This is a genomic window from Pseudomonas sp. W5-01 (assembly GCF_046540435.1).
GTDB classification, from domain to species: domain Bacteria; phylum Pseudomonadota; class Gammaproteobacteria; order Pseudomonadales; family Pseudomonadaceae; genus Aquipseudomonas; species Aquipseudomonas graminis_B.
On the sequence record NZ_JAXCIP010000005.1, the window covers coordinates 192,553 to 217,429 of the forward strand.

The 24,877-nt window shown below is 61.3% G+C and carries 23 protein-coding genes; 9 read left to right on the forward strand and 14 right to left on the reverse strand.

Going from position 1 to position 24,877, the window contains the following annotated elements; translation table 11 throughout:
* Positions 1 to 18 precede the first annotated feature (18 nt).
* From SLW75_RS17625 to ppx, 4 genes are all read left to right on the forward strand, one after another.
* Entirely contained in the window at positions 19 to 684 is a 666-nt protein-coding gene (locus SLW75_RS17625) for an amino acid ABC transporter permease (protein WP_065987475.1), read from the forward strand.
* Positions 681 to 1,331, forward strand: a complete 651-nt coding sequence (locus SLW75_RS17630) for an amino acid ABC transporter permease (protein WP_065987517.1) — start codon at positions 681 to 683, stop codon at positions 1,329 to 1,331. Before SLW75_RS17625 ends, SLW75_RS17630 begins: the two co-directional genes overlap by 4 nt.
* Complete coding sequence (locus SLW75_RS17635; RefSeq protein WP_065987476.1) at positions 1,318 to 2,052, forward strand: amino acid ABC transporter ATP-binding protein; 735 nt, start codon at positions 1,318 to 1,320, stop codon at positions 2,050 to 2,052. Before SLW75_RS17630 ends, SLW75_RS17635 begins: the two co-directional genes overlap by 14 nt.
* Positions 2,053 to 2,285: 233 nt before the next feature.
* Complete coding sequence (gene ppx, locus SLW75_RS17640) at positions 2,286 to 3,788, forward strand: exopolyphosphatase (protein ID WP_065987477.1); 1,503 nt, start codon at positions 2,286 to 2,288, stop codon at positions 3,786 to 3,788.
* Here the strand turns inward: ppx and ppk1 are convergent.
* Entirely contained in the window at positions 3,775 to 5,997 is a 2,223-nt protein-coding gene (gene ppk1 / locus SLW75_RS17645; RefSeq protein ID WP_065987478.1) for a polyphosphate kinase 1, read from the reverse strand. The two genes, ppx and ppk1, sit on opposite strands and share 14 nt — an antisense overlap.
* Positions 5,998 to 6,514: 517 nt before the next feature.
* On the opposite strand from ppk1, the gene SLW75_RS17650 reads away from it, so the two are divergent.
* Positions 6,515 to 7,144, forward strand: a complete 630-nt coding sequence (locus SLW75_RS17650; RefSeq protein ID WP_244160318.1) for a DedA family protein — start codon at positions 6,515 to 6,517, stop codon at positions 7,142 to 7,144.
* 135 nt (positions 7,145 to 7,279) lie between these two features.
* Positions 7,280 to 7,960: an isoprenoid biosynthesis glyoxalase ElbB gene (gene elbB / locus SLW75_RS17655; RefSeq protein WP_065987479.1), complete on the forward strand. Its 681-nt coding sequence runs from the start codon at positions 7,280 to 7,282 to the stop codon at positions 7,958 to 7,960.
* Between the two features lie 42 nt (positions 7,961 to 8,002).
* On the opposite strand, the gene SLW75_RS17660 is transcribed toward elbB, so the two are convergent.
* The 4 genes from SLW75_RS17660 to SLW75_RS17675 all read right to left on the reverse strand — a co-directional run bounded on the left by SLW75_RS17660 (position 8,003) and on the right by SLW75_RS17675 (position 13,310).
* Positions 8,003 to 8,485 carry a YaiI/YqxD family protein gene (locus tag SLW75_RS17660; RefSeq protein WP_410935054.1) on the reverse strand — a complete coding sequence of 161 codons (483 nt, stop codon included), beginning with the start codon at positions 8,483 to 8,485 and terminating at the stop codon, positions 8,003 to 8,005.
* Positions 8,486 to 8,512: 27 nt separating this feature from the next.
* Positions 8,513 to 10,405 (reverse strand): FTR1 family protein, encoded by a 1,893-nt coding sequence (locus SLW75_RS17665; protein ID WP_410935055.1) that lies wholly within the window; start codon positions 10,403 to 10,405, stop codon positions 8,513 to 8,515.
* Between the two features lie 228 nt (positions 10,406 to 10,633).
* The gene (locus tag SLW75_RS17670; RefSeq protein WP_065987482.1) at positions 10,634 to 11,260 is read right to left on the reverse strand and encodes a LysE family transporter; all 627 of its coding nucleotides are present in this window, start codon (positions 11,258 to 11,260) and stop codon (positions 10,634 to 10,636) included.
* A gap of 139 nt (positions 11,261 to 11,399) precedes the next feature.
* Entirely contained in the window at positions 11,400 to 13,310 is a 1,911-nt protein-coding gene (locus SLW75_RS17675) for an ATP-binding cassette domain-containing protein (protein WP_410935056.1), read from the reverse strand.
* Between the two features lie 46 nt (positions 13,311 to 13,356).
* Here SLW75_RS17675 and SLW75_RS17680 point away from each other — a divergent pair, with 46 nt between their 5' ends.
* Positions 13,357 to 13,824 carry a TIGR02444 family protein gene (locus SLW75_RS17680; RefSeq protein WP_065987483.1) on the forward strand — a complete coding sequence of 156 codons (468 nt, stop codon included), beginning with the start codon at positions 13,357 to 13,359 and terminating at the stop codon, positions 13,822 to 13,824.
* Here the strand turns inward: SLW75_RS17680 and SLW75_RS17685 are convergent.
* Positions 13,821 to 14,801: an AlgP family protein gene (locus tag SLW75_RS17685; protein ID WP_410935057.1), complete on the reverse strand. Its 981-nt coding sequence runs from the start codon at positions 14,799 to 14,801 to the stop codon at positions 13,821 to 13,823. The two genes, SLW75_RS17680 and SLW75_RS17685, sit on opposite strands and share 4 nt — an antisense overlap.
* Positions 14,802 to 14,980: 179 nt before the next feature.
* On the opposite strand from SLW75_RS17685, the gene SLW75_RS17690 reads away from it, so the two are divergent.
* Positions 14,981 to 15,658, forward strand: a complete 678-nt coding sequence (locus SLW75_RS17690) for an FKBP-type peptidyl-prolyl cis-trans isomerase (RefSeq protein WP_065987485.1) — start codon at positions 14,981 to 14,983, stop codon at positions 15,656 to 15,658.
* A gap of 81 nt (positions 15,659 to 15,739) precedes the next feature.
* Here the strand turns inward: SLW75_RS17690 and rsd are convergent, their stop codons facing one another.
* The 8 genes from rsd to SLW75_RS17730 form a co-directional block, all read right to left on the reverse strand.
* Positions 15,740 to 16,198 carry a sigma D regulator gene (gene rsd, locus SLW75_RS17695; protein ID WP_369318256.1) on the reverse strand — a complete coding sequence of 153 codons (459 nt, stop codon included), beginning with the start codon at positions 16,196 to 16,198 and terminating at the stop codon, positions 15,740 to 15,742.
* A gap of 182 nt (positions 16,199 to 16,380) precedes the next feature.
* A complete protein-coding gene (locus tag SLW75_RS17700; RefSeq protein ID WP_410928271.1) occupies positions 16,381 to 16,908 on the reverse strand; it encodes a disulfide bond formation protein B in 528 nt (175 codons plus the stop codon).
* A gap of 251 nt (positions 16,909 to 17,159) precedes the next feature.
* A complete protein-coding gene (locus SLW75_RS17705; RefSeq protein WP_410928272.1) occupies positions 17,160 to 18,407 on the reverse strand; it encodes a heme biosynthesis protein HemY in 1,248 nt (415 codons plus the stop codon).
* The gene (locus SLW75_RS17710) at positions 18,404 to 19,546 is read right to left on the reverse strand and encodes a uroporphyrinogen-III C-methyltransferase (protein ID WP_192130686.1); all 1,143 of its coding nucleotides are present in this window, start codon (positions 19,544 to 19,546) and stop codon (positions 18,404 to 18,406) included. The genes SLW75_RS17705 and SLW75_RS17710 overlap by 4 nt, the downstream gene beginning before the upstream one ends.
* Positions 19,547 to 19,595: 49 nt before the next feature.
* The gene (locus SLW75_RS17715; RefSeq protein ID WP_065987490.1) at positions 19,596 to 20,369 is read right to left on the reverse strand and encodes a uroporphyrinogen-III synthase; all 774 of its coding nucleotides are present in this window, start codon (positions 20,367 to 20,369) and stop codon (positions 19,596 to 19,598) included.
* Complete coding sequence (gene hemC / locus SLW75_RS17720; RefSeq protein ID WP_065987491.1) at positions 20,366 to 21,307, reverse strand: hydroxymethylbilane synthase; 942 nt, start codon at positions 21,305 to 21,307, stop codon at positions 20,366 to 20,368. Before hemC ends, SLW75_RS17715 begins: the two co-directional genes overlap by 4 nt.
* 160 nt (positions 21,308 to 21,467) lie before the next feature.
* Positions 21,468 to 22,214: a LytR/AlgR family response regulator transcription factor gene (locus SLW75_RS17725; RefSeq protein WP_065987492.1), complete on the reverse strand. Its 747-nt coding sequence runs from the start codon at positions 22,212 to 22,214 to the stop codon at positions 21,468 to 21,470.
* Positions 22,211 to 23,293: a sensor histidine kinase gene (locus SLW75_RS17730; protein ID WP_065987493.1), complete on the reverse strand. Its 1,083-nt coding sequence runs from the start codon at positions 23,291 to 23,293 to the stop codon at positions 22,211 to 22,213. Before SLW75_RS17730 ends, SLW75_RS17725 begins: the two co-directional genes overlap by 4 nt.
* A gap of 146 nt (positions 23,294 to 23,439) precedes the next feature.
* Between SLW75_RS17730 and argH the strand changes: the two genes are divergently transcribed.
* Positions 23,440 to 24,834 (forward strand): argininosuccinate lyase, encoded by a 1,395-nt coding sequence (argH, locus tag SLW75_RS17735; protein ID WP_192130685.1) that lies wholly within the window; start codon positions 23,440 to 23,442, stop codon positions 24,832 to 24,834.
* The last annotated feature ends 43 nt before the right edge of the window (positions 24,835 to 24,877 follow it).

Here is a 24,877-nt window from a genome sequence, read left to right on the forward strand (position 1 = left end):
CGACTGCCGAGGCGCTTAATGGCTTATCAGTTCGACTTTATCCCGGTCCTGCAAAACACTGACCTGCTCCTGCGCGGCGCACTGTTCACGCTGGAGCTGACCGCCATCGGCACGCTGCTCGGTGTCAGCGTCGGCATTGTCGGGGCGATTGTCAGGGCGTGGAAAATCCAGCCGTTCTCGGCCATTTTCGGTGTCTATGTAGAGCTGATCCGCAACACGCCGTTTCTGGTGCAGTTGTTTTTCATCTTCTTCGGGCTGCCGTCACTGGGCCTGCAGATATCGGAGTGGCAGGCCGCCGTGCTGGCGATGGTCATCAACCTTGGCGCCTATTCGACGGAGATCATCCGTGCGGGCGTGCAGGCGATTCCGCGCGGCCAGATCGAGGCGTCGGCCGCGCTGGCGATGACTCGCTTCGAGACGTTTCGCCATGTCGTGCTGGTCCCGGCGCTGGGCAAGGTGTGGCCGGCGCTGAGCAGCCAGATCATCATCGTCATGCTCGGTTCGGCGGTCTGTTCGCAGATCGCCACCGAGGAGCTGAGTTTCGCCGCGAACTTCATTCAGTCGCGCAACTTCCGCTCGTTTGAGACGTACATCATTACCACGCTGATCTACCTGTGCATGGCGCTGCTGGTGCGTCAGTTGCTGGCGTGGATCGGCAGACGCTATATCGCGAGGAGCCGCTGATGGATTTCACCCTTTGGGACGTCGTGCGCAACTTGCTGACCGGCCTGCAGTGGACACTGGCGCTGTCGCTGGTGGCGTTCATCGGCGGCGGCGTGATCGGTTTGCTGGTGATGACCCTGCGCATCTCCGAGAAGGCAATGCCACGCAGGCTCGCGCGCTGCTACATCGAGCTGTTTCAAGGCACCCCACTATTGATGCAGCTGTTTCTGGTGTTCTTCGGCGTGGCGCTGATGGGCATCGACATTTCGCCCTGGTTTGCGGCGGCGCTGGCGTTGACGTTGTTCACCAGTGCGTACCTGGCTGAAATCTGGCGTGGCTGCGTGGAGTCGATTTCCAACGGCCAGTGGGAAGCTTCCGCAAGTCTGGCGCTGACCCCGTTCGAGCAACTGCGTTACGTGATTCTGCCTCAGGCGTTGCGCATCGCGGTGGCGCCAACGGTGGGGTTCTCTGTGCAGGTGGTCAAAGGCACGGCAGTCACGTCGATCATCGGCTTCACCGAGCTGACCAAAACCGGCGGCATGCTCGCCAACGCCACGTTCCAGCCTTTCATGGTCTACGGCTTCGTTGCCCTGGGCTACTTCATGCTTTGCTATCCGTTGTCGCTCAGCGCGCGCTACCTGGAAAGGAGACTTCATGCCTCTGCTTAGAATTTCCGCCCTGCACAAGTATTACGGCGACCACCATGTGCTCAAGGGCATCGACCTCAGCGTCGAGGAAGGTCAGGTCGTGGCGATCATCGGGCGCAGCGGTTCGGGCAAAAGCACGCTGCTGCGCACTCTGAACGGCCTTGAGTCGATCAATGACGGGGTGATCGAGGTCGACGGCGAATACCTCGATGCCGCGCGGGCTGACCTGCGCAGCCTGAGACAGAAAGTCGGCATGGTCTTCCAGCAGTTCAACCTGTTTCCGCACCTGACGGTGGGCGAGAATGTAATGCTCGCGCCGCAGGTGGTGAAGAAGGTTTCCAAAGCCGAAGCGAAAAAGCTGGCGAAGGAGATGCTCGACCGGGTGGGCCTGGGCGAGAAATTCGACGCCTTCCCTGACCGGCTGTCCGGTGGTCAGCAGCAGCGCGTGGCGATCGCGCGTGCGCTGGCGATGTCGCCCAAAGTGCTGCTGTGCGACGAAATCACCTCGGCGCTCGACCCGGAGCTGGTCAACGAAGTACTCGCAGTCGTTCGCGAGCTGGCCAAAGACGGCATGACGCTGATCATGGTGACCCACGAAATGCGCTTCGCCCGCGAGGTGGGCGACAAGCTGGTGTTCATGCATCAGGGCAAGGTGCATGAGGTAGGCGATCCTAAAATACTGATGGCCAACCCGAAAACGCCCGAACTGGCGAATTTCATTGGGTCAGTTGAGCAGGCTTGAGCCCGAGTGCAGAACCGGCTCGTGCATCCCGTGGGGGCTGGCTTCGGCTCAAATTGTGGGACCGGCTTTAGCCGGGAAGACGTCAGCGGTCACACCGCAACATTGACGGCGCACACACTGGCCCCTTCCCGGCTGAAGCCGGTCCTACTAATACGGCGCAAATACGTTGCCGGTTTGGCGACGGTGATGGATCGTGGCACGATGGCGGGGTTATCGACCGAGACCTTTTGACCATGCCGCTATCCACAGCCAAAAACCTCTCGCTGATCGCCGCGATCGACCTGGGCTCCAACAGCTTCCATATGGTTGTCGCCAAAGCCAATCAGGGCGAAATTCGCATCCTTGAGCGGCTCGGTGAGAAAGTGCAGCTGGCCGCGGGGATCGATGACGACCGCCGCCTCAGCGAAGAATCCATGCAGCGAGGGCTCGACTGCCTCAAGCGCTTCTCCCAACTGATCAACGGTATGCCGCCCGGCGCCGTGCGCATCGTCGGCACCAACGCCCTGCGCGAAGCCCGCAATCGCAACGAATTCATTCACCGCGCCGAAGAAATCCTCGGCCATCCGGTCGAGGTGATCTCCGGCCGTGAAGAAGCGCGCCTGATCTACCTGGGCGTGTCCCATACCCTGGCCGACACGCCCGGCAAACGCCTGGTCGCCGACATCGGCGGCGGCAGCACCGAGTTCATCATCGGCCAGCGCTTCGAGCCACTGTTGCGCGAAAGCCTGCAGATGGGCTGCGTCAGCTTCACTCAGCGTTATTTCAAGGACGGCAAGATCACCCCGGCGCGCTACGCCCAGGCTTACACTGCAGCGCGGCTGGAAATCATGAGCATCGAGCACGCGCTGCATCGCCTGACGTGGGATGAGGCCATCGGTTCTTCCGGCACCATCCGCGCCATCGGCCTGGCTCTGAAGGCCGGCGGCCACGGCAATGGCGAGGTCAACGCCGAAGGCCTGGCCTGGCTCAAGCGCAAGCTGATGAAGCTGGGCGAAGTGGACAAAATCGATTTCGAAGGCCTCAAGCCTGACCGTCGTGCGATCTTCCCCGCAGGGCTGGCGATTCTCGAAGCGATTTTCGACGCCCTCGACCTCAAACGCATGGATCACTGCGAAGGCGCGCTGCGTGAAGGCGTGCTTTACGACCTGCTTGGCCGTCATCACCACGAAGACGTGCGCGAACGCACCCTCAGCTCGCTGATGGAGCGCTACCACGTCGATCTCGAACAAGCCGCCCGTGTCGAGCGCAAGGCCCTGTCGGCACTGGAGCAAGTGGCGAAGGCGTGGGAGCTTGAGGACAATGCGTATCGCGAGTTACTGAGCTGGGCCGCCAAGGTGCATGAAGTGGGTCTGGACATCGCCCACTACCACTACCACAAGCATGGCGCATACCTGATCGAGCACTCGGACCTCGCCGGTTTCTCACGCGAAGACCAGCAAATGCTCGCGCTGCTGGTGCGCGGTCATCGTCGCAATATCCCCAAGGACAAGTTTGCCGAGTTCGGCAACGAAGGCGTGAAGCTGATTCGTCTGTGCGCGCTGCTGCGTTTTGCGATCCTGTTTCACCACATTCGCGGTACTCAGGAAATGCCGCAACCCGTGCTGACCGCCAACGATAACCATCTGGACATCGTGTTCCCGGATGGCTGGCTGGAAAACAACCAGCTGACTCAGGCCGACTTCGCGCTCGAAGCGGAATGGCTGACCCGAGTCGGCATCATCCTCAACGTACGCTGAGGACCGGGTTGCTGAGTTTTTCCAACAGACTCGCCTGCACATTGCGGGCGTTCTGGTTGCCGGTCGGGGTGCTGCGAATGTAGCGCCCGTCCGGCTGCAGCAGCCAGCTATGGGTGTTGTCGGTCAGGTACCCTTCCAGCTCTTTCTTCACGCGCAAGATCAGCTTCTTGCCTTCCACCGGGAAGCAGGTCTCGACGCGCTTGTCGAGGTTGCGCTCCATCCAGTCGGCACTGGACAGGAACATCTGCTCGTCACCGCCATTCAGGAAGTAGAACACCCGCGTGTGCTCAAGGAAGCGACCGATGATCGAGCGCACCTGAATGTTGTGGGACACCCCCGGCACGCCAGGACGCAGGCAGCACATGCCGCGCACGACGAGGTCGATCTTGACCCCGGTCTGACTCGCCTTGTACAGCGCGCGAATGATCTTCGGGTCGGTCAGCGAGTTGAACTTGGCGATAATGTGCGCAGGCTTGCCCTCGGACGCGAACTGCGTCTCCCGGGCAATCATGTCCAGCATGCCTTTCTTCAGGGTGAACGGCGCGTGCAGCAGTTTCTTCATGCGCAGCGTCTTACCCATCCCGATCAACTGGCTGAACAGCTTGCCGACGTCTTCACACAAGGCATCGTCCGAGGTGAGCAGGCTGTAATCGGTATACAGACGCGCGTTACCAGCGTGGTAGTTGCCCGTACCCAAATGCGCGTAACGGACGATCTCGCCGGCTTCACGGCGCAGGATGAGCATCATCTTGGCGTGGGTCTTGTAACCGACCACGCCGTAGATCACTACGGCACCGGCCGCTTGCAGGCGGCTCGCCAGTTGAAGGTTCGACTCTTCGTCAAAACGCGCACGCAGCTCGATAACGGCGGTGACTTCCTTGCCGTTGCGCGCGGCATCGACCAGTGCATCGACGATTTCCGAGTTGGCACCGCTGCGGTAGAGCGTCTGACGCACGGCTAGCACGTGAGGGTCTTTCGCCGCCTGGCGCAGCAGATCGACGACCGGCGTGAAGGATTCGAACGGGTGCAACAGCAGGATGTCCTGCTTGCTGATCACGTTGAAAATGTTTTCGCTGTTCTGCAGCAGCTTCGGAATCGCCGGGGTGAACGGCATGTACTGAAGCTCGGGATGACTGTCCAGGCCAGTGATGCTGAACAGCCGCGTCAGGTTCACCGGGCCATTGACCTGATACAGCTCGGTCTCGCTCAGGTTGAACTGCTTGAGCAGGTAGTCCGAGAGCAGTTTCGGGCAGGTATCTGCCACTTCCAGACGCACGGCATCGCCGTAACGACGGGAGAACAGCTCGCCACGCAGCGCGCGGGCAAGGTCTTCCACGTCCTCTGAATCGAGGGCCAGGTCGGCGTTACGGGTCAGACGGAACTGGTAGCAGCCCTTGACCTTCATGCCCTGGAACAGGTCATCGGCGTGGGCATGGATCATCGACGACAGGAAGACATAGTTGTCCCCCGGGCCACCCACGTCTTCCGGCACCTTGATGATACGCGGCAACAGGCGCGGTGCCGGGATGATCGCCAGACCCGAGTCGCGGCCGAAGGCGTCGATGCCTTCCAGCTCGACGATGAAGTTCAGCGACTTGTTCACCAGCAGCGGGAACGGGTGCGTCGGGTCCAGACCGATCGGCGTGATGATCGGCGCGATCTCGTCACGGAAATAACGGCGCACCCAGGCTTTGATCTTGGCGTTCCAGTTGCGACGGCGGATGAAGCGCACCTGATGCTTTTCCAGCTCCGGCAACAGGATGTCGTTGAGAATGGCGTACTGGCGATCCACGTGGCCGTGCACCAGTTCGCTGATACGGGCCAGCGCCTGATGAGGCTGCAGGCCGTCAGCGCCGGCCTGTTCGCGAGCGAAGGTGATTTGCTTCTTGAGCCCGGCGACGCGGATTTCGAAGAATTCGTCGAGGTTGCTGGAGAAGATCAGCAGGAACTTGAGCCGCTCAAGCAACGGATAGGACTCGTCCAGCGCCTGTTCCAACACGCGAATGTTGAACTGCAGCTGCGACAGCTCGCGATGGATATAAAGACTGCTGTCATCCAGATTGGGCACCGCGATGGCATGCGGGGCCGGATGAGGCGGTTCCAGCGCGGGGACCACTTCAATGGTCGGCTCGACCACCGGAGTGACTTCCTGATTGACGGGCTGAGGGTCAAGCCCGACTGCGGCTTCGGTAGATCCTTCGGTGCTCATGAATAATCCTGTAAGGCAAATGGCCTTGTAACAGTTGGGCCGCGCATACGGCCGATGTCGGAATGCCGCTTGCGCCACAACAGTGGTGACGTACAGCGTGGAACAACGGTCACGCCCAGGGGGCAGCGGTTCTGACGATAGTTGCAGCCTGATCGATATCGCGGGGCGTGGCGACCAGCGTCAGGCTCAATGCTGTGAGCGGTTTGACTCTCCACGCTACGGATTTCTCCGTACGGTGCAAGCCCTGAACTGCAAACATTCGCGTGGCGCCAGGGAGAGGGCAACGTGCAAGGAAGGGATCCGCGCCCATCCAGGCGGGCAAGCGTGACATTTATAAGCGGCGATTATGACACTCACGTGACAGGCGTAATTGCGACGTAACGTGTACGACTCAAACCCGCTCTTCGCGCGAACAATCGCTTCCGAACGTAGGAAACTTTAACGCGGTGACACATTTGCATACTTTCCTGAATGCCTTGGGCGCGTTAGGCTGCGCGTTCATTTCGCCAGCACCCAAATGATGCTCCAGCATTTTTTACAAGAATTTGGCTACTTCGCCCTTTTCCTCGGGACCTTTTTTGAAGGCGAGACCATTCTGGTGCTTGCCGGCTTTCTTGCGTTCCGCGGATACATGGATATCAATCTGGTCGTGGTGGTTGCCTTCTTCGGCAGCTACGCAGGCGACCAGCTCTGGTATTTCATGGGACGCAAGCATGGCCGCAAGCTTCTGGCGCGCAAGCCTCGCTGGCAGTTAATGGGCGATCGTGCGCTGGAGCATATCCGGCGCCACCCCGACATCTGGGTGCTGAGCTTCCGCTTTGTGTATGGCTTGCGTACGGTCATGCCGGTCGCTATCGGGCTGTCCGGCTATCCACCGGGGCGCTACCTGTTGCTCAACGGCATCGGCGCAGCGGTATGGGCAGCCGCGCTGGGCGCAGCGGCGTACAAGTTCGGCTCCGTGCTCGAAGGCCTGCTGGGCAACGTCAAGAAGTACGAGCTGTGGGTGTTGGGCGCATTGCTGGTGATCGGTGTGCTGCTGTGGATCCGCCGGCGCATCAAAAACGCACGTATCGCTCGCGAAGAAAAGCTGGCCGTCGCGGCCAACGCCCAAGTCCATGTGGACGCCCGGAATACCCCTGACGAGTAAATCCTCGGCGCATGCCTACGGAGCTGGAGACATTCGCTGACGGCGTTGTCCTAGGCTCATGGCTTGCGACAATCAGCGCAATGCTGACCTGCGTAACCGGCTATGGGCCGGAGCGCCCGAGAGAGGAACACGCGAATGACCAAAAAAGTGGCCGTTATTCTTTCTGGCTGTGGCGTTTACGACGGCGCGGAAATCCACGAAAGCGTGCTGACGTTGCTGCGCCTTGATCAGCGCGGCGCCGCAGTGAAGTGCTTTGCACCCAATATCCCTCAGCACCACGTCATCAATCATCTGACCGGCGAAGAGATGCCCGAGTCGCGCAACGTGCTGGTTGAATCAGCCCGCATTGCCCGGGGTGCCATCGAAGACATCCGCGAAGCCGACGTCACTGAATTTGATGCCTTGATCATCCCCGGCGGCTTCGGTGCCGCGAAAAACCTGTCGGACTTCTCTACCCAGGGCGCTGGATGCAAAGTCCAGGCTGAAGTGCTGGCGATGGCCGAAGCGTTCGCCGCCGCCGGCAAACCCATCGGACTCATCTGCGTATCGCCGGCGCTGGCCGCCAAAATCTACGGGCCGGGCGTTACCTGCACGATTGGCAACGACGCCGACACTGCTGCAGCGATTACCCGCATGGGCGGCACCCACCAGGAGTGTGAGGTGACGGAGATCGTCGAAGACAAGGACCGCAAACTGGTGAGTACACCCGCTTACATGGTTGCCAAGTCCATTGGTGACGCGGCATCCGGGATCAACAAGCTGGTGGACCGGGTGCTGGAGCTGGTACAGGAAAACGAGGACCGCCTTCCAGACTGATGTTTAAAAAGGGGCCGGAGGCGGAGTGACTGCGCGCCAGCCCTACTGGCTATCGCCTGTGGGCGGCGAGGGATACTCGCGAGCCAGCCGCGTCAGGATACGGTCGAGGCAGTTGGCAAACGCCTGTTTCTCCCGCTCACCGTAAGCGCCCTGCCCGCCACTGGCCTGGCCTTGCTCCCGCAGATCCGTGAAGAGGTTGCGCATCGCCAGGCGTTGCCCCATGTTCTGCGCATCGAACTCCTTGCCCCGTGGGTCGAGCGCCGCAACACCCTTCTTCACCAGCCGGTCCGCCAATGGCACATCGCTGCAGATCACCAGCTCGCCCGGTACGGCGTGCTCGACCAGATAATCATCGGCGGCATCCGGGCCACTGGGCACAACGATCAGCTTCACCAAGGTCAGGCTCGGTTTGATCTGGCTCTGCCCCGCCACCAGCACGACCTCGAACTTGCGCTTGAGGGCAAACTTGACGACGAGGTCCTTGGCAGCCTTGGGGCAGGCGTCAGCATCGATCCAGACGCGCATACGCGACTCCGATTTCAGAAAGTGAATTTAGGCAGCGGCCGCGCGGCGCTTCTCGGCTATCCGGCTGCGGCCATACAGCACCCCAATCGCCAACAGCGCGATGGCTTGTGCGCCAAGGGAATAGGCATCGGCGTGAATGCCCAGCCAGTCGAACTCGAAGAACGGCACCGGACGCGTTCCGAAAATCCCGGCTTCCTGCAACGCCTTGACGCCATGGCCGGCGAATACCACCGACAGCGCGCACAGCAGCGCGGCATTGATACCGAAGAACAGCGTCAGCGGCAGCTTCGCAGAACCCCGCAGAATCACCCACGCCAAGCCGACCAGCAACACCAGCGCCGTGGCGCCCCCGGCCAATACGGCATTGTGGCCAGCGGGGCCTGCCTGCAGCCACAGGGTTTCGTAGAACAGAATGACTTCGAACAGCTCGCGGTAGACCGAGAAGAACGCCAGCACCGCAAAACCAAAACGCCCACCGCCGCCGACCAGGCTGCTCTTGATGTAGTCCTGCCAGGCGGCGGCATGACGTCGGTCGTGCATCCACACACCCAGCCACAGCACCATGACGCTGGCGAACAGCGCCGTCGCGCCCTCCAGCAGCTCGCGCTGCGAGCCACTGACGTCAATGACGTACGCTGCCAGCGCCCACGTACCCAGACCCGCCAGCAACGCCAGCCCCCAGCCGACGTTGACGCTGCGCACCGCCGATTGCTGCCCGGTGTTGCGCAGGAACGCGAGAATGGCGGCGAGCACGAGAATCGCTTCCAGCCCTTCGCGCAGCAGGATCAGCAGACCGGAGATGAAGCTCAATGAGGTGCTCAGGCCATCGCTGCCGAGCAGATCGGCGGACTCCTTGAGCTTGACCTTGGCATCCGCGAGTTTCTGCGCCGCTTGCGCTGCGGGCAAGCCGTCCTGAAGCGACTGCCGATAGGCCATGAGTGCTTTTTCGGTGTCCTTGCGCACGGTGGCATCGACGTTGTCGAGCGAGCTTTCGACCAGCTCGAAACCCTCCAGATACGCCGCGACCGACAGGTCATACGCTTGCTCGCGATCACCGGCCTGATACGCGGCAAGACTCTTGTCGAGGGTTGCGCTGGTGTAATCGAGGAGCTGAGCCGGGCCGCGTTGAATCTGAGGCGGCTGCGCGCGCTGGGCACGGAAGCTGGCAGCGGCCTGCGGCCCTTCGGCGGCACTGACCTCAGCGGGCGTTTGCCGCGCGAGATCAGCGAGGTTGTAGGGTTTTTCCTGCTTCGCAGAGGAATCCGCGCTGAAGCCTGCAAGGTAAGTGGCAACGTCCCAACGCTGCCGATCATCCAGCTGGTCCGCGAACGCTGGCATTTCAGTGCCTTCAATGCCCAGCCCGAGGGTGTTGTAGAGGTCGTAGAGGCTCAGGCGGTCGAGCCGCGCCGGGTCCCGTAGGTTGGCGGGTGGCGGCGAAAGACCAATCCCGGCCGGACCGTCGCCGGCGCCCGCATCGCCGTGGCACACCGAACAATACTGCGCATACAAGGGCGCGCCACGTGCAGGATCCGGGGTAATCACCGGCGCCTGGCTGACTTCGTAGGCCACTGCGAGCTTCGCGCCGAGCTGACGTGCCTGACGGGCCACTTGAACGCCATCCTGCTTCTGGTTGACCGCATTCAACAGCGCTGAGACACCCTGCTCCAGCGCAGCGCGCTCCGGCCTTGCCGGCAACCCGGCGATCGTGCCCTGCAGCGCCGCGAGAAACTCCACCTGCTCGCGGTATTCGGCGTCATCCACGACCTTGCCGTCCGCAACCGTCGCCGGGTAGTCCGCTCCGACGTAATCGAGCAAATGCAAAGCCTGAGCCGCGTCCTCGGCAGGCGCTGCGCAGGCACCGACGCTGAACAGGCTCAACAGCACGAGGCTCAGGCAGGGCAATAAGCGGGAGCGGAACATGGGGGTGGATCTCAAATAGGAATGCGAAGGGTTGCCATTGTTCATGTTAGGCGCCGAGGACTCAAGCGCTGCATTGATGGCAGTGACTCAACCGCAGGACTGGCTTTTAGCCGGGAAGAGGTCAGGTGTCACACCGCAAAATTGAGGGTGCTGCCAATGGCCTCTTCCCGGCTGAAGCCGGTCCAACCGATACATCGTGTGCATCCAGTGGGGCGGGCTTTTGCCAAATCAGGCCCGATGCAATGTGGCGAGAAATGCCGCGGCGCTGACGAACAACCCGGCAAAGGTGCGGTTCATCCGGCGTTGCTGTTTGGGGGTTTTGAGGGCGCGGAGCACTTTCGAAGCCAGGCCGGTGTAGCCCGCCATGACGATCAGGTCCACGCACACCATGGTCGCGGCAATGATCAGGTATTGCGGCAGCAGCGGCAGATGCGTGTCGATGAACTGCGGCAGGATCGCCAGAATAAACACCAGCGCCTTGGGGTTGCTGATGTTCACAAGAAAGCCTCGGCCCATGAGCACAAGGGGCTTGCCCACCGGGCGCACAGCCGACTCATCCGCCAGATTGCTTGGCAACGCACGCCATTGCCTGATGCCCAGATAGACCAGGTAGGCGACGCCAAACCATTTGATCAGCGTGAACGCCAAGGCTGAAGTGGCCAGCACCGCGCCAAGCCCGGCAGCAACCACGGCGATCTGCACGACGAGCGCGATCTGCAGGCCCAGAGCATTCCAGTAGCCGCGCCAGAACCCGTATTGCAGACCGCTGGACATCGACGCGATGGCGCCCGCGCCCGGAGACAGGCTGATAACCCAGCAAGCGGCGAAAAACGCCAACCATGTTTCGAGCGACATCACGCACCTCAGGCAGAGAAATCTTCGCCTAACCTAGTGTTTCCGGACCTGCAAAGGCCAGTTATTTCTGACTGTTGTGGCGACTTGGCCGACAGCTGTTCCGGTCGCCTGCGTTATACGACTAACGCAGGCCACACCATCAGGACAACGCTTCCAGCTCGGCCTGCATCGACTCCAGCAATTCCAATGCTTCCATCCACGCTTCTTCCAGCTCGGATTCACGTGACTTGAGCTTGGCCTGATCGGCCAACAGGTCGCGCAGCTTGTCTTTGTTGGCCGCCTCGTAAATGCCGCTGTCTCCCAGGGCCACTTCGATCTTCGCCAGTTGCTCATGCAGCGTGCCGAGCTCTTTTTCAAGCTTGTCGGCCTCGCGCTTGTGCGGCGCGAGTTGCTGGCGTAATGCGGCGGCCTGCTGTCGCTGCGCTTTCTTGTCGGTCTTGTCGACGTTCACCGGCGTGTTACTGGTCGGCGCATTGCGCAGGCGATAGTCCACCAGCCACCGCGCGTAGTCGTCCAGATCGCCATCGAACTCCTGAACAAGGCCATCGGCGACGAGGAGGAAATTATCCGTCGTGCTCTTGAGCAAATGCCGATCGTGTGAGACCACCAGCACCGCGCCACTGAACTCCTGAAGCGCCATGGTCAGGGCCAGGCGCATTTCCAGATCCAGGTGGTTAGTCGGTTCGTCGAGCAGCAGCAGGTTGGGTTTGTCCCATGCAATCAGGGCCAGCGCCAGCCGCGCTTTCTCGCCACCGGAGAAATTCAGCACCGGCTCGTCGAGGCGCGCACCGCGGAAGTCGAAACCGCCGAGGAAATCCCGCAAGGCCTGTTCGCGCTCAGTGGGCGCGATACGCTGCAGGTGCAGCAGCGGACTGGCCTTGGCGTCCAGGGAGTCGAGCTGATGCTGGGCAAAGTAGCCGACCACCGTGTTTTCGCCACGCACCATGCGCCCGCTCAACGGCTCGAGTTCGCCCGCAAGGTTTTTGATCAGCGTGGATTTACCGGCGCCGTTCGGGCCCAGCAAACCGATGCGTGCGCCCGGCGTCAGTTGCAGCTTCACCTTTTGCAGGATGGCTTTGTCGCCATAGCCCAGTCGCGCGTCAGACAGATCCATCAGCGGGCTGGAGATCTTGGTCGATTCGCGGAAGGTGAAGTCGAACGGAGAATCGACGTGGGCCGCCGACAGCTCTTCCATTCGCTCAAGGGCTTTGATCCGGCTCTGGGCCTGTTTGGCCTTGGTGGCCTGGGCCTTGAAGCGCGTGATGAATTTCTCCATGTGCGCGCGCTGGGCCTGTTGCTTGTCGTAGGCCTGCTGTTGCTGGGCCAGGCGCTCGGCACGGGCGCGTTCGAAAGCGCTGTAACCGCCGCGATAGAGCGTGATCTTTTTCTGCTCGACGTGGGCAACGTGATCGACCACCGCGTCCAGAAAATCGCGGTCGTGGGAGATCAGCAGCAGGGTGCCTTGGTAGCTTTTGAGCCAGTCTTCAAGCCAGAGAATGGCATCGAGATCCAAGTGGTTGGTCGGCTCATCGAGCAGCAGCAGGTCCGAAGGACACATCAACGCCTGCGCCAGGTTGAGACGCATCCGCCAGCCACCGGAGAAATCGCTGACCTGGCGCTCCATCTGCTCGTTGGTAAAGCCCAGACCTGCCAGCAGCTTGCGCGCCCGCGCATCGGCCGTGTAGCCATCGGCGCTGTCGAGCTCCGAATGCAGACGTGCTTGCGCGGCGCCGTCCTGAGCGGCCTCGGCAGCCGCGAGGTCATGCTGAACCTGACGCAGTCGCAGATCGCCGTCGAGGACGTAGTCCACCGCCAGACGATCGAGGGTATCGACCTCCTGACGCATGTGGGCGATGCGCCAATCGGCAGGCAGCAGGCAATCGCCATTGTCGGGGGTCAGTTCACCCCGAAGCAGCGCGAACAGGCTGGATTTACCGGCGCCGTTGGCGCCGATCAGACCGGCTTTCTGGCCGGCGTGCAGGGTCAGCTCGGCGTCTTCTAGCAGACGTTGCGGACCACGCTGTAAGGTAAGGCTTTGAAGTCTGATCATAATGGCGGCGGAGTCTACCAGCTTCGCCCAAAACAGGTAGATGACGATGCTCTCGGACCTATGGAGTTTCACCCTCGATTTCTATGCTCGCCCAGGCGTCGAGCAGGCGTGCCTGAAGCTGCAAGCCGATGGCGCCAATGTCTGCGCGCTGCTGTGCGGCGTCTGGATGGACCGGCGTGGTGTGCAGTTCCACCCGGAGCGGGCAGGACAAATCGGACAATTGGCCGACCCGTGGCACGAGAAGGTGGTGGGGCCATTGAGGGATGTTCGGACCCGCTGGAAGGCCGACGCGAAAGAAGACGAAGAGCTGACGGCGTTACGCGACAGACTTAAAACCCTTGAGCTTGACGCCGAGCGTGAGCTACTGGTGCGGCTGCAACGGCTGACCAAAGACTGGCCTGAGCGAGATGCTCAACCTACGGGTGTGTGGCTGGAAGCGCTGGCGGGAGGTGCCGCTCAAGCCAGTCCCGACGCGTTGCAGATTCTGCTTCGCGCCGGGACCGATATCGCTTAGGACGCGCTGTTCGAGGTCGAATCAGCGGCTGGAGCGCCTGGTGCAGGGGACACTGCCGGAGCAGCAGGCGCCGCGGCCGCTGGTTTGGCCGTTGCAGAGACAGCAGGCTTGGCGGACGGTTTTGCAGCAGTCTTCGCAGCGACTGGCTTGGCGCCCGCAGGCTTGGATGATGCTGTGCCGGCCGGTTTGGCAGCTGCTTTGCTGGCGGCAGGCTTGGCGGCGGCACTGGCGGCTGGTTTCGCAGCAGACGCTTTAGCCGGAGCAGGTTTGGCAGCGGCTTTCACGGCAGCCGGCTTGGCCGCGGTGGTCTTGGCGGCCACAGCGGTTTTAGCGGCTGGCTTGCTCGCAGCGCTGGCAGCTGGTTTGGCAGCGGGTGCCTTGGTCGCAGCAGGCTTGGCGGCGACAGTTTTCGCAGTCACCTTGGCAACGGTTTTTTCGGCGACGGCTTTGACGGCGGTTTTAGCAGCAGGCTTTGCCGGGGCCGCTTTGGGTGCAGGTTTTGCTGGCTTTGGAGGCATTTTCACAGGCGGTTTTGGCGCGACAGGCTTGGCATCAGGTCGAGCCGGGTCTTTTGCAGCGCGATCGTTCAGCGCTTTGCCAACGGCTTCCTTCACGCGGCCAATGCCTTGGGCCAGCTTCAAGCTTTCCTGAGCATCACGCTTGAGGTTGAGGATGTAGCTGCGGGTTTCAGTCTGACGATCTTTCAAAGCGTCGAGCAACGACTCGAGCTCGGCCACGCTGTCTTTGGCCTTGCCTTGGGCCTTGGCTTTACCGGCGGCGGCAGCGTCCTGCAGTTTGGTGCGCGACTTGTGCAGTTTTTCCTGCGCCTTGCCACGTTGCTTCTCGAGTTTGGCAAGCAGTTTTTCAGCGTCAGCCAATGCTTGAGAGCAGGCGGTTTCGAGATGTTCGAGCAGGCTGCCCGACAGCTGTTGAAGCAAATGCAACGGAGTGTTTACTGGCTTCTTGGTGGCCGACATGACTTACCTCCTGGCTGATTTGAGTGCGGCCATACTAGACCTCCGCCCGCACCGCCGCTAGGGCATCTTGACACTACAATCCCCGCTCTGTTGCAGGACGCCCAAAAACCCGGCAATACCCGTCACGCTCGGGCCTCAGCGCTGGCATAATCGCTCACTTCCCAGGCCGGAGAGCATTCATGTCGCGCTACCTGTTTATGTCGTTGTTCCTCTTGGTACCCCTTGCTCACGCGACCGATGCTCCGGCGTCCGACAACACCCACGATCTTTCCTACAGCCTCGGCGCCAGCCTGGGTGAGCGCCTGCGCCAGGAAGCACCCGATCTGCAGTTGCCCGCGCTGCTTGAAGGCCTGCAGTCGGCGTATCAGGGCAAGCCGTTGGCGATCAAGCAGGAACGCATGGAGCAGATTCTCAGCGACCACGATGCCGCCCTCGCACAGGCTGAAAACTCCGGCCAGACCGAACCGCAGACTGAAGCGGCATTGAAGGACGAGCGCAAGTTCATGGACGCCGAGAAGGCCAAGCCGGGGGTTCGCCAGCTCGCGGACGGCATCCTGATGACCGAGCTGACCCCGGGCAATGGCCCCAAACCCGACATCAATGGCCGGGTGCAAGTGAAGTACGTGGGCCGTCTGCCCGACGGCACGATCTTCGATCAGAGCCAGCAGCCACAATGGTTTCGTCTGGACAGCGTCATCGCCGGGTGGACCACCGCCCTCGCCGACATGCCAGTGGGTGCCAAATGGCGCCTGGTCATCCCTTCGGCCCAAGCGTATGGCGCAGAAGGCGCTGGCGATCTGATCGATCCTTACACGCCGCTGGTGTTCGAAATAGAGCTGCTGGGGGTGTCGCAGTAACACCGGCAGTGGCCGAGGCTCGCCGCGACAGACCATAAAAAAAGGGTGCCCATGGCACCCTTTTTTACATCAGCGGCCCTCTCAGACCTCTTCCTCAACCTGTTCCTTGTGCGCGTTGTGCAGCACTTCGATCAGGCAGTCTTCCAGCTCAAAGCGCTCGTGCAGCAAGCTGCCCAACTCCTTGAGTTTCTCGGCGACGCATTTGCCTTCGTCACAGAGATCGTTGAACGCCAGCAGCTTCTCGGTGATGACGTCGAGCCGAGGATAAATCGTGTCAGCCAGGTCGAGGCCTCGCTGATTATTGAACGCCTTGGCTTCGTTGGTCAGCTGCTCGTAGATTTCGAAATGACCGGCCGACACGTAATCGACCAGGGTGCCGCAAAATTCTTGCAGGGGCGCGCGTTTTTCCGAAAACGCTCCCGGCTCTGCACTCAAGGCGTAATAAGCCGTGATCAGCTCGTTGCGCTCCAGCAACCAGCGGTCAATCAGCTTGTGAACCCCACCCCAGCGTTCCTGAGCGTTCTGACAACTTTCCAGCATGATGTTCTCTCTTCCCTTCAGGGGCATGCTGCTTCAGGCGCTTTTGGGGTACGTTCCGGGATTGTCGGAACCGGCCCGCAAAAGTGTCGACAGCAACATTGATCCGATGATGCGTGCGGCCCAGATTATGCCCGCATGACTAGCCCAGCAAGGTACGCAGGACACAAAGTTCATACAAGTGTTTAATCAGGAGTTCCCAGATCCATTGATCTGAATCGGCGAAACTCGATAAAAAGGTAGTACAGGGCGAACAGGCACAAGCCAGAGAATGCCAGCAGGCTCCATTCAGGCAAGCTGATGCCGAACAGCGACCAGTTGATCTCGGAGCACCCTGCACTTCCCGCCAGCACCATCGCCATGACCTTCAGGTAGGGCTGTGTTTCCGTCAGGTAGTGAAGGTTTTCAATGCATGCGGCCATGTTCTCGGGTGGCGAAGCCTGCAACCAGACCTGACGTGCCGCGACGCTCGCCCCCAAAGCGGAAGACAGTAAAAGAAAGCCGGCGTAGACACGCCAGCCAGATTTGCCCGGCGCGTGCAGCGCGGCGAGCAGGCACACACCTGCCGATATCGCCATGAGCACACGCTGAAGCAGACACATCGGGCACGGCGCCGCATCAACGACAGGGCCGAGATAAACCGTCGCTCCTACAATCGATGCGCAGGCCAGAAACGCCAGAGAGAACAGGGAGCGCGTACGAGCCAGCTGCATGGAAAATCCGTAACAAAAGACGAAGGCGGCTACGGTAGAGGAAAGCGCGAGTCGCTTTCAAGGCACCCAACGGAGGATATTTCTTTGTTGATGTAGGTAAATCCCGACGCCGTGTTTAAGACGTTATACCGGTAGCCCGGAGATCCTCCCAACAAGCCACACCAAGCACAGAAACGTCCTACACAAATCTGCGAATCAGACGCAGAAGAGGCCCGCTATCGGGCCTCTTCACGTTAACGTCTGACTTCAGCCTAAACGCGTGTCAGTGCTGGCAAAGGACGTGCAAGCAAACGCTCGTCCAGCAGACCCAGGCCTTCCTGAAACAGCTGATTGCTGCGATCGGTCTCGCCCAGCTGCGCAAGCAGACGGGCCAGTTCGGCACAGGCTTCAGGGTTTCGCTGCAACCTCAGACTCGACTCGAGATAGTCGCGGGCTTTACCCCACAAACTGCTTTGAAGGCACAGACGGCCCAGGGTCAACAGCAAGCCTGGATCATCAGTATGGCTTTTCAGCCAGCCCTCAGCGGCCTGCAGTTGCTTTCCAGGATCGGCGCCACGCACCAGTCCATACAACCGCGCGAGGTGGGTGTTGTAGTCGCGTTTCATGGCCGTGCGCAAGACTTCCTCAGCCTGCACATCGGCGCCCAGACGACGCAGTTGTTCGGCGTACGCCAATACCAGCGCGGGCTCTTGGCGCTGAGCCGAAGTCAGTTGCTGCCAGGCGTTTTCCAGCGACGGCAGACCCGTGGCGACGTTATCACCGTCGGATTCACGATGGGCCGCCAGCGAGAGATTTTCACCCCAGGCGCGTCGCTCCAGTTCAGCCAGTTCTTGCGCCGGAAGCACCTTGTCTTTTCGCAGCTCCGGCATCAGCCGAATCAACTCTGCCCACTCACCGCGTTCGCGGTACAGACGCTGCAACTGACGCAATACCTGCGGGTTATGCGGATGGCGTTCTTGCATGGCCTGCAGGGTCACCAACGCTCCGTCGAGATCACCGCGGTCCACCTGCAGTTGCGCGTGGCTCAAGGCAATGGCGAGCTCGGCAGGCGGCTGACGCTCAAGCGCGCGCTCAAGCAAATTGTCGCTTTCCTCGTAACGACCCTGCTCGTTCGCTGCCCGAGCGGCGCCGAGGTAATACAGCAGTGGCTGACGCTCCGCCTCGGCGGCACGATGCAAGTTGCGTTGCGCGCTGGCCCAGCGCCCTTCGGCGAGGTCCATCTGGCCTTGCTCGATCGCGTTCTGAACGCGACGGCTGCGGTTGCGACGCGACCAGGGATTGACCACCCCGCCGGAGGTCGTCAGCAACGTAATGACGACTCGCACCAGCCACAGAATGAACAGGACGGCGACGAGCAACGCCAGCGCTGCCCAGATGCTCGACTCGTAGCGGAAAGTGTCGTAGGAAATAAGCACGTAGCCCGCATGGCGGGAGATCGCGACGCCTATCAGCGCCGCCGCCACAACCAACACGAAGAGGATGACGTAAGCGCGCTTCATGGCTGCTTCCCAGGCTGCGCCTCATCAGTGCGTTTCTCCAGCGCACCGCCAACAGGCGTATGGCGCTGCTCGAGGTAGGCCTGAACCGCAGCCAGACTTTGTGTCAGATCAGGGGTGGCGACTGAAACCGGCTGTTTGCCCAACTCATCCAGACGCTGGCCGAGGGCTTTGCTCTGCTGGTTGTCGCGATTGAAATTGTCGTCCAGGACGCTGCGCGCCTCGGCCATGGCTTTTTCGTAGACCGGGCCCTGACCGTTGAGCGCCGCCCATTGCGCCTGCTCGATCGCCAGGCTCAATGCCAGACGGACTTGGGTCAGGCTCTGACCTGCCAGCAACGGCCGGATATTTTTGTCCGCATGAAAATCGATGCGCACGAACTGGGAGATCTTGTCCCACCACTTGGCCCAGTAGCTGTCCTCGCTGCCATCGGTCAGACCGAACAGCGAGTCGCCCTTGTCCTTGTATTCCGGCGCCAGCTCATTCAGCTGCGCGACTTGCTCACGCACTGCCGCTAGTTGCAGGAACAAACCCGTGCGATCCGGTTGATCGACGCTGCGCAGCGCAGTCAGGCTTTTGGCCAATTGCTCGCGGGCGGCGAATGCGCCGGGATCATCCTGCTCGCGCAGGATCTCGTCAGCGCCCTGCACCAGCGCCGCAGCACTGTTGACGTCTTGCAGCGCAGAGAGCCTCAGGCTCGCCAGGCGCAGCAAATGCTCCGCCTCGGCAAGACGCCAGTCCTTGCGGCTGGCACCGAGTACAGTTTCTACACGCTGGCTCAGGCGCTGCTGATCACCCTGCAACTGCGTGACGAGGCGACGGCGATCTTCCAGCTCTTCAGCCGGTGGCAGTTGTGCCAGGCGTACGGCGATTTGCTGTTCGCTCTGCTTGAGGGCTTGAGTCTGAGAGCCGATGTCCTGCAACTGCCCCAACTGCTCCTGGTGACCGGCCTGCATGGCGCGCAGTTGCCAAACGCTCCAGCCGCCAACGGCAACACCCGCTGCGCCCAGCAACAGCGCCAGTATGGCGAGCCCGTTGCTGCTTCGGCGATTCGACGGTTCTTTGTACGCTGGATCCGGCAGCGGCTCAGGTTTGGCCAGTACCGGTTCAACGTCATCTTTTGGCAAGACTGTTTCGCTCACGTGTCCATCCTTTGCATTTTGGGCGTCGCGTAATCCGACTGATCGACCATTACGCCTGTGAGGCAGGCGCGGTGTACCCGCGCAATGCTGCCAGCAAGGCCGGGGCGCTGGCGCCACGGCAGTCCACTACGTCAAGAGCCCCGGCAGCACGCGCCATTTCAGCGACCCGGGGGCTCGGTACAAACAAAGGCATCTGCGCAAGCGTAGGCCAGGCATCGCCCGCCAGCTCACGCAGATGCTCGAAACCCTGTCCACTGCTGACCACCAGCCCATTCAAGCGTTCCGCTCTAACCGTGTCGGGCAGCACGAAAGCCGGGTATTGCGGCAGGTGGCGACGATACAGCGGCAGGTAATCAACCATCACACCACGCTCCCGCAACCGCTCGGCCAACAGCTCGCGCCCTTCTTCGCCGCGCATGATCAGCACTTTGGGGTCGTAGCCCGAGACAGCTTGTTGAAACTGCGGCAGGTCGAGTAGCGCTTCGCTGTCGTCGCCGTGCTCGGGGAAGAACACGTGCAGACCATAGTCATCGAGGATTTGCGCGGTTGCAGCGCCGACGGTGAACCACTTCTGCATCGGCGGCTGCGGCCAGACTTCGTCAAGCATCGCCAGCCCAAGGCGCGCGGCCGGCTTGCTGACGACGATAACGGCGCAATACGCAGCCAGGTCGTAGATGATTGAACGGTTGGCTTCTGAAACTGGCAGAGGCTCGATCTCAAGCAACGGCAGGCTGGCGCCGTACACGCCGACCTCAGCCAGCGTCTGCGCGAGGGCCTGCGACTCTTCAGCAGGACGCGTGAGCAGCAAACGCCAGGCCTTCACTCGTCGTCTGCCTCGCCATACACAGCTTTGAGAATCTTCGCCGCGCCTTGGTCCAGCAGCGCTTCGGCGACTTGTACGCCCAGCGTCTGGGCATCGACTTGTGGCGCGCGCGCTTCGGCGTGGAGCAGCACTGTGCCGGAGGGATCGCCTACCAGACCGCGCAACCACAGTTGCTCGCCTTCCAGCACGGCATAACAGGCGATCGGCACCTGGCAACCACCGTTGAGGTGCTTGTTGAGCGCGCGCTCGGCGGTGACCCGCACGGCGGTATCATCATGGTGCAACGGGGCAAGCAAGGCATGCACTTCGATATCGACGCTGCGGCATTCAATGCCCACCGCGCCCTGCCCGCCAGCTGGCAAGCTGTGGTCGATGCTGATGGGGGCCGTAATGCGCTCTTCGAAACCCAGGCGGATCAGGCCAGCAGCGGCAAGGATGATCGCGTCGTACTCACCTGCATCCAGCTTGGCGAGACGCGTATTGACGTTGCCGCGCAGAAACCGGATTTGCAAGTCAGGCCGACGCGCCAGCAACTGAGCCTGCCGACGCAGGCTCGACGTCCCGACAACGGCGCCGGCGGGCAACTCATCGAGACTGGCGTAGGTATTGGAAACGAAGGCGTCGCGCGGGTCTTCGCGTTCGCAGATACAGAACAGCCCGAGCCCTTGGGGGAAGTCCATCGGGACGTCTTTCATCGAGTGAACGGCGATGTCGGCTCTGTGCTCCATCAGGGCTGTTTCCAGCTCCTTGACGAACAGACCCTTGCCGCCGATCTTCGACAGCGGCGAATCCAGTAGCTTGTCGCCGCGGCTGACCATCGGCACCAGTGTCACGATCAGGCCGGGATGCGCCTGCTCCAGACGCGCCTTGACGTACTCGGCTTGCCAGAGGGCCAGGGCGCTTTTGCGGGTGGCGATGCGGATTTCGCGAGAAGACATGAACCGGTCCGTACTGAGTGAATGCGGCGAATAATAACAGCTCGGCCAGATCGGGCCGACTGACTGTATTCAATCTGCGCGCATCATGATCTCAATCAACCTGCGGACGCCATGCGACGGCGTGTCGCCCGCATCCCGGCATGCTCCTCGCGGCACACGCTTACAACTGCTGCATCATCTTGCGCACACCGGCAACGTGCCGGCGGCTGACGATCAACGCATCGCCATTGAGCCCTTTCAGGAACAACTGGAAATGGCCCAGCGGCGTGCGCTGCAGGCGTTCGATGCGTTCCCGGGCAACCAGCGCGTTGCGGTGGATGCGTACGAAACGGTCGCCGAATTCATCTTCCAGGGCTTTAAGCGGTTCATCCAGCAGCACTTCGCCGCCCTCGTGGCGCAGGGTCACGTACTTGTGATCAGCGATGAAATAGATCACCTCGGACAACGGGATCAGCTCAATGCCCTTTCGGGTACGTGCACTGATGTGGCTCCGCGGACCAGTGCCGCTTTCCGCAGCAGGCCGCGTCATCGCTGCCAGTTGCACACGGTTTGGCCGCTCGGCTTTGCGCAGCGCCTCCAGCAAGTGCTCGGGGCGAACCGGTTTGACCAGATACCCCACGGCGCTGACCTGGAAGGCCTCCAGCGCAAATTCATCGTGGGCCGTGCAGAACACGACGGCAGGCGGGGTGTCGCGCTCGCACAATTTTGCCGCCACCTGAAGTCCATCCAGGCCAGGCATGCGGATATCCAGCAACACCACGTCGGGTTTCAAATTTTCAATCAGCTGCAATGCTTCTTCGCCATTTGTGGCGCTGGGTTCCAGAACCTTGTAACCCTCGAGCTCACTTACCATACGGCTCAGGCGGTCTCGGGCTAGGGGTTCGTCATCAACGATCAGGACATTCATATAGCTCTGGCTTCCTGCGTGAGTCTCGCACAAGGATAGCGTAGACAGGTGAAGTGACGACCGTCTCGGCGCTCCACGCTCAGACTGGCGAGGGGGCCGAAAAGTGCCGTGAGTCGAGCGCCGATGTTTGCCAGGGCCTGCTGAGTGCCGCCTGGATTTTGTCGTAAGACGACCTCATCGTAAGGATTACTGACGCGCAATATAAATACTCCCCGTTCGTAGTCCGCCTCAACTCTGACCACGCCGCCTTCAACACGGGGCGCGATGCCGTAAATCAACGCGTTTTCCAATAATGGCTGCAAGGTTAGCTGGGGAATTGGCAAGTCGTCGGGAATTGCACTAACGGCCCAGTCCAACTGTAGACGCTCGCCAAGTCGATATTGCTCAATCGATAAATAGCGTTTCGCCAATTCAAGCTCTTCGCGCCATGTCGTGAGGCTGCCGGGCTTGCCCAGACTGGCCCGAAACAGGTCGGACAGATCAAGCACCGCCTGCTCTGCCTTGACCGGATCGCTGGTGACCAGGCTGGCAATGCTGTTGAGCGTATTAAACAGAAAGTGCGGACGGATACGCGCCTGCAAGGACTCGATCCTGGCCTGAAGCTCGGCCTGCTGCTGTTTGCGCCACTGACTCTGCAGGTAAAAGTACCGCAGCATCAGCGCAGACATGATCAAGGCGATCAAGGCGTAACGCAGGTACCGCTCGACGACGCCATCGAACGAGGTCGGCGGATTCACTTGGTAGTAGTCAGTCACGGCGGTGCACATCAGCGTCACGGCCACCACCAGCAGACAACCGATGCAGCCGGCCACGCCGGCACGCAGGCGCGCCAGCCAGGGCCGCAAGCCACACAGCAGCGCGGCGGACAACAGCACGATCCACTGCACGAAAAGAGAAATCAGCGCCAGCCGTACCCAGTCGAAATCCGGCTGCATGGGTTCGATGAGCACAAGTACGAAGACCAGCAACTCCGCCAGCACGACCAGCATCAGCAACGCCTGGGGCAGACACAGTTCCGGGAGGAAAAACTCTTTGCCGGGCGCACTGCTCTGCCCCGGTTGTTTGCGCTCGTTCTGCATGGCCGCCAGTCTCTTCGCTCATACCGTTGCGGGCAAGCGGCCGGGGATAAATAAACGGCAATGCTGTTATCATCGCCCGCGTCTTTAGAATCGGCCGGCGCCGGTTTTTCATCAGTTTCAGCCACCAGTACAGCAGCGAGCGAATCATGAGCACCGACAAGACCAACCAGTCCTGGGGCGGCCGTTTCAGTGAACCCGTCGACGCCTTCGTCGCACGCTTCACCGCCTCCGTCACCTTCGATCAGCGCCTTTATCGCCACGACATCATGGGCTCGGTTGCCCACGCCACGATGCTGGCCAAGGTCGGCGTGCTCACCGACGCCGAGCGCGACACCATCATCGACGGGCTGAAGAGCATTCAGGGCGAGATCGAAGCCGGCACGTTCGACTGGCGCGTTGACCTCGAAGACGTGCACATGAATATCGAAGCGCGCTTGACCGACCGCATCGGCGTCACCGGTAAAAAACTGCACACCGGGCGCAGCCGCAACGATCAGGTGGCCACTGACATCCGCCTGTGGTTGCGCGATGAAATCGACCTGATTCTGGCTGAGATCACCCGCTTGCAAGAAGGCCTGCTGGGCCTGGCCGAGCGCGAAGCCGAGACCATCATGCCGGGCTTCACTCACCTGCAGACCGCCCAACCGGTGACCTTCGGTCACCACATGCTGGCGTGGTTCGAAATGCTCAGCCGTGATTTCGAGCGTCTGGTGGATTGCCGCAAACGCACCAACCGCATGCCCCTGGGCAGCGCCGCGCTGGCCGGCACCACGTACCCGATCGACCGCGAGCTGACCTGCCAGCTGCTGGGTTTCGAAGCCGTCGGCGGCAACTCGCTGGACAGCGTCTCCGATCGCGACTTCGCCATCGAATTCTGCTCCGCCGCGAGTATCGCGATGATGCACCTGTCGCGCTTCTCCGAAGAGCTGGTGCTGTGGACCAGCGCGCAATTCCAGTTCATCGACCTGCCTGATCGCTTCTGCACCGGCAGCTCGATCATGCCGCAAAAGAAAAACCCGGATGTGCCCGAGCTGGTCCGTGGCAAAAGCGGCCGCGTATTCGGCGCTCTGATGGGCCTGCTGACCTTGATGAAGGGCCAGCCGCTGGCCTACAACAAGGACAATCAGGAAGACAAGGAGCCGCTGTTCGACGCTGCCGACACCTTGCGCGACTCGCTGCGTGCCTTCGCTGACATGATCCCGGCGATCAAGCCGAAGCACGCCATCATGCGCGAGGCCGCGCTGCGTGGCTTCTCCACGGCAACCGACCTGGCCGACTATCTGGTCCGCCGTGGCCTGCCGTTCCGTGATTGCCACGAGATCGTGGGTCACGCGGTAAAGCATGGCGTTGAGACCGGCAAGGATCTGGCCGAGATGACCCTGGACGAGCTGCGTCAGTTCAGCGACCAGATCGAACAGGATGTCTTCGCAGTGCTGACGCTCGAAGGTTCGGTCAATGCCCGCAACCACATCGGCGGCACGGCGCCGGAGCAGGTCAAGGCCGCGGTTGCGCGCGGCCGGCATTTGCTCGCCACCCGCTAAACCCATAAACGGCGTCGCCCGGTGCCGGCGATGCCATTCAATT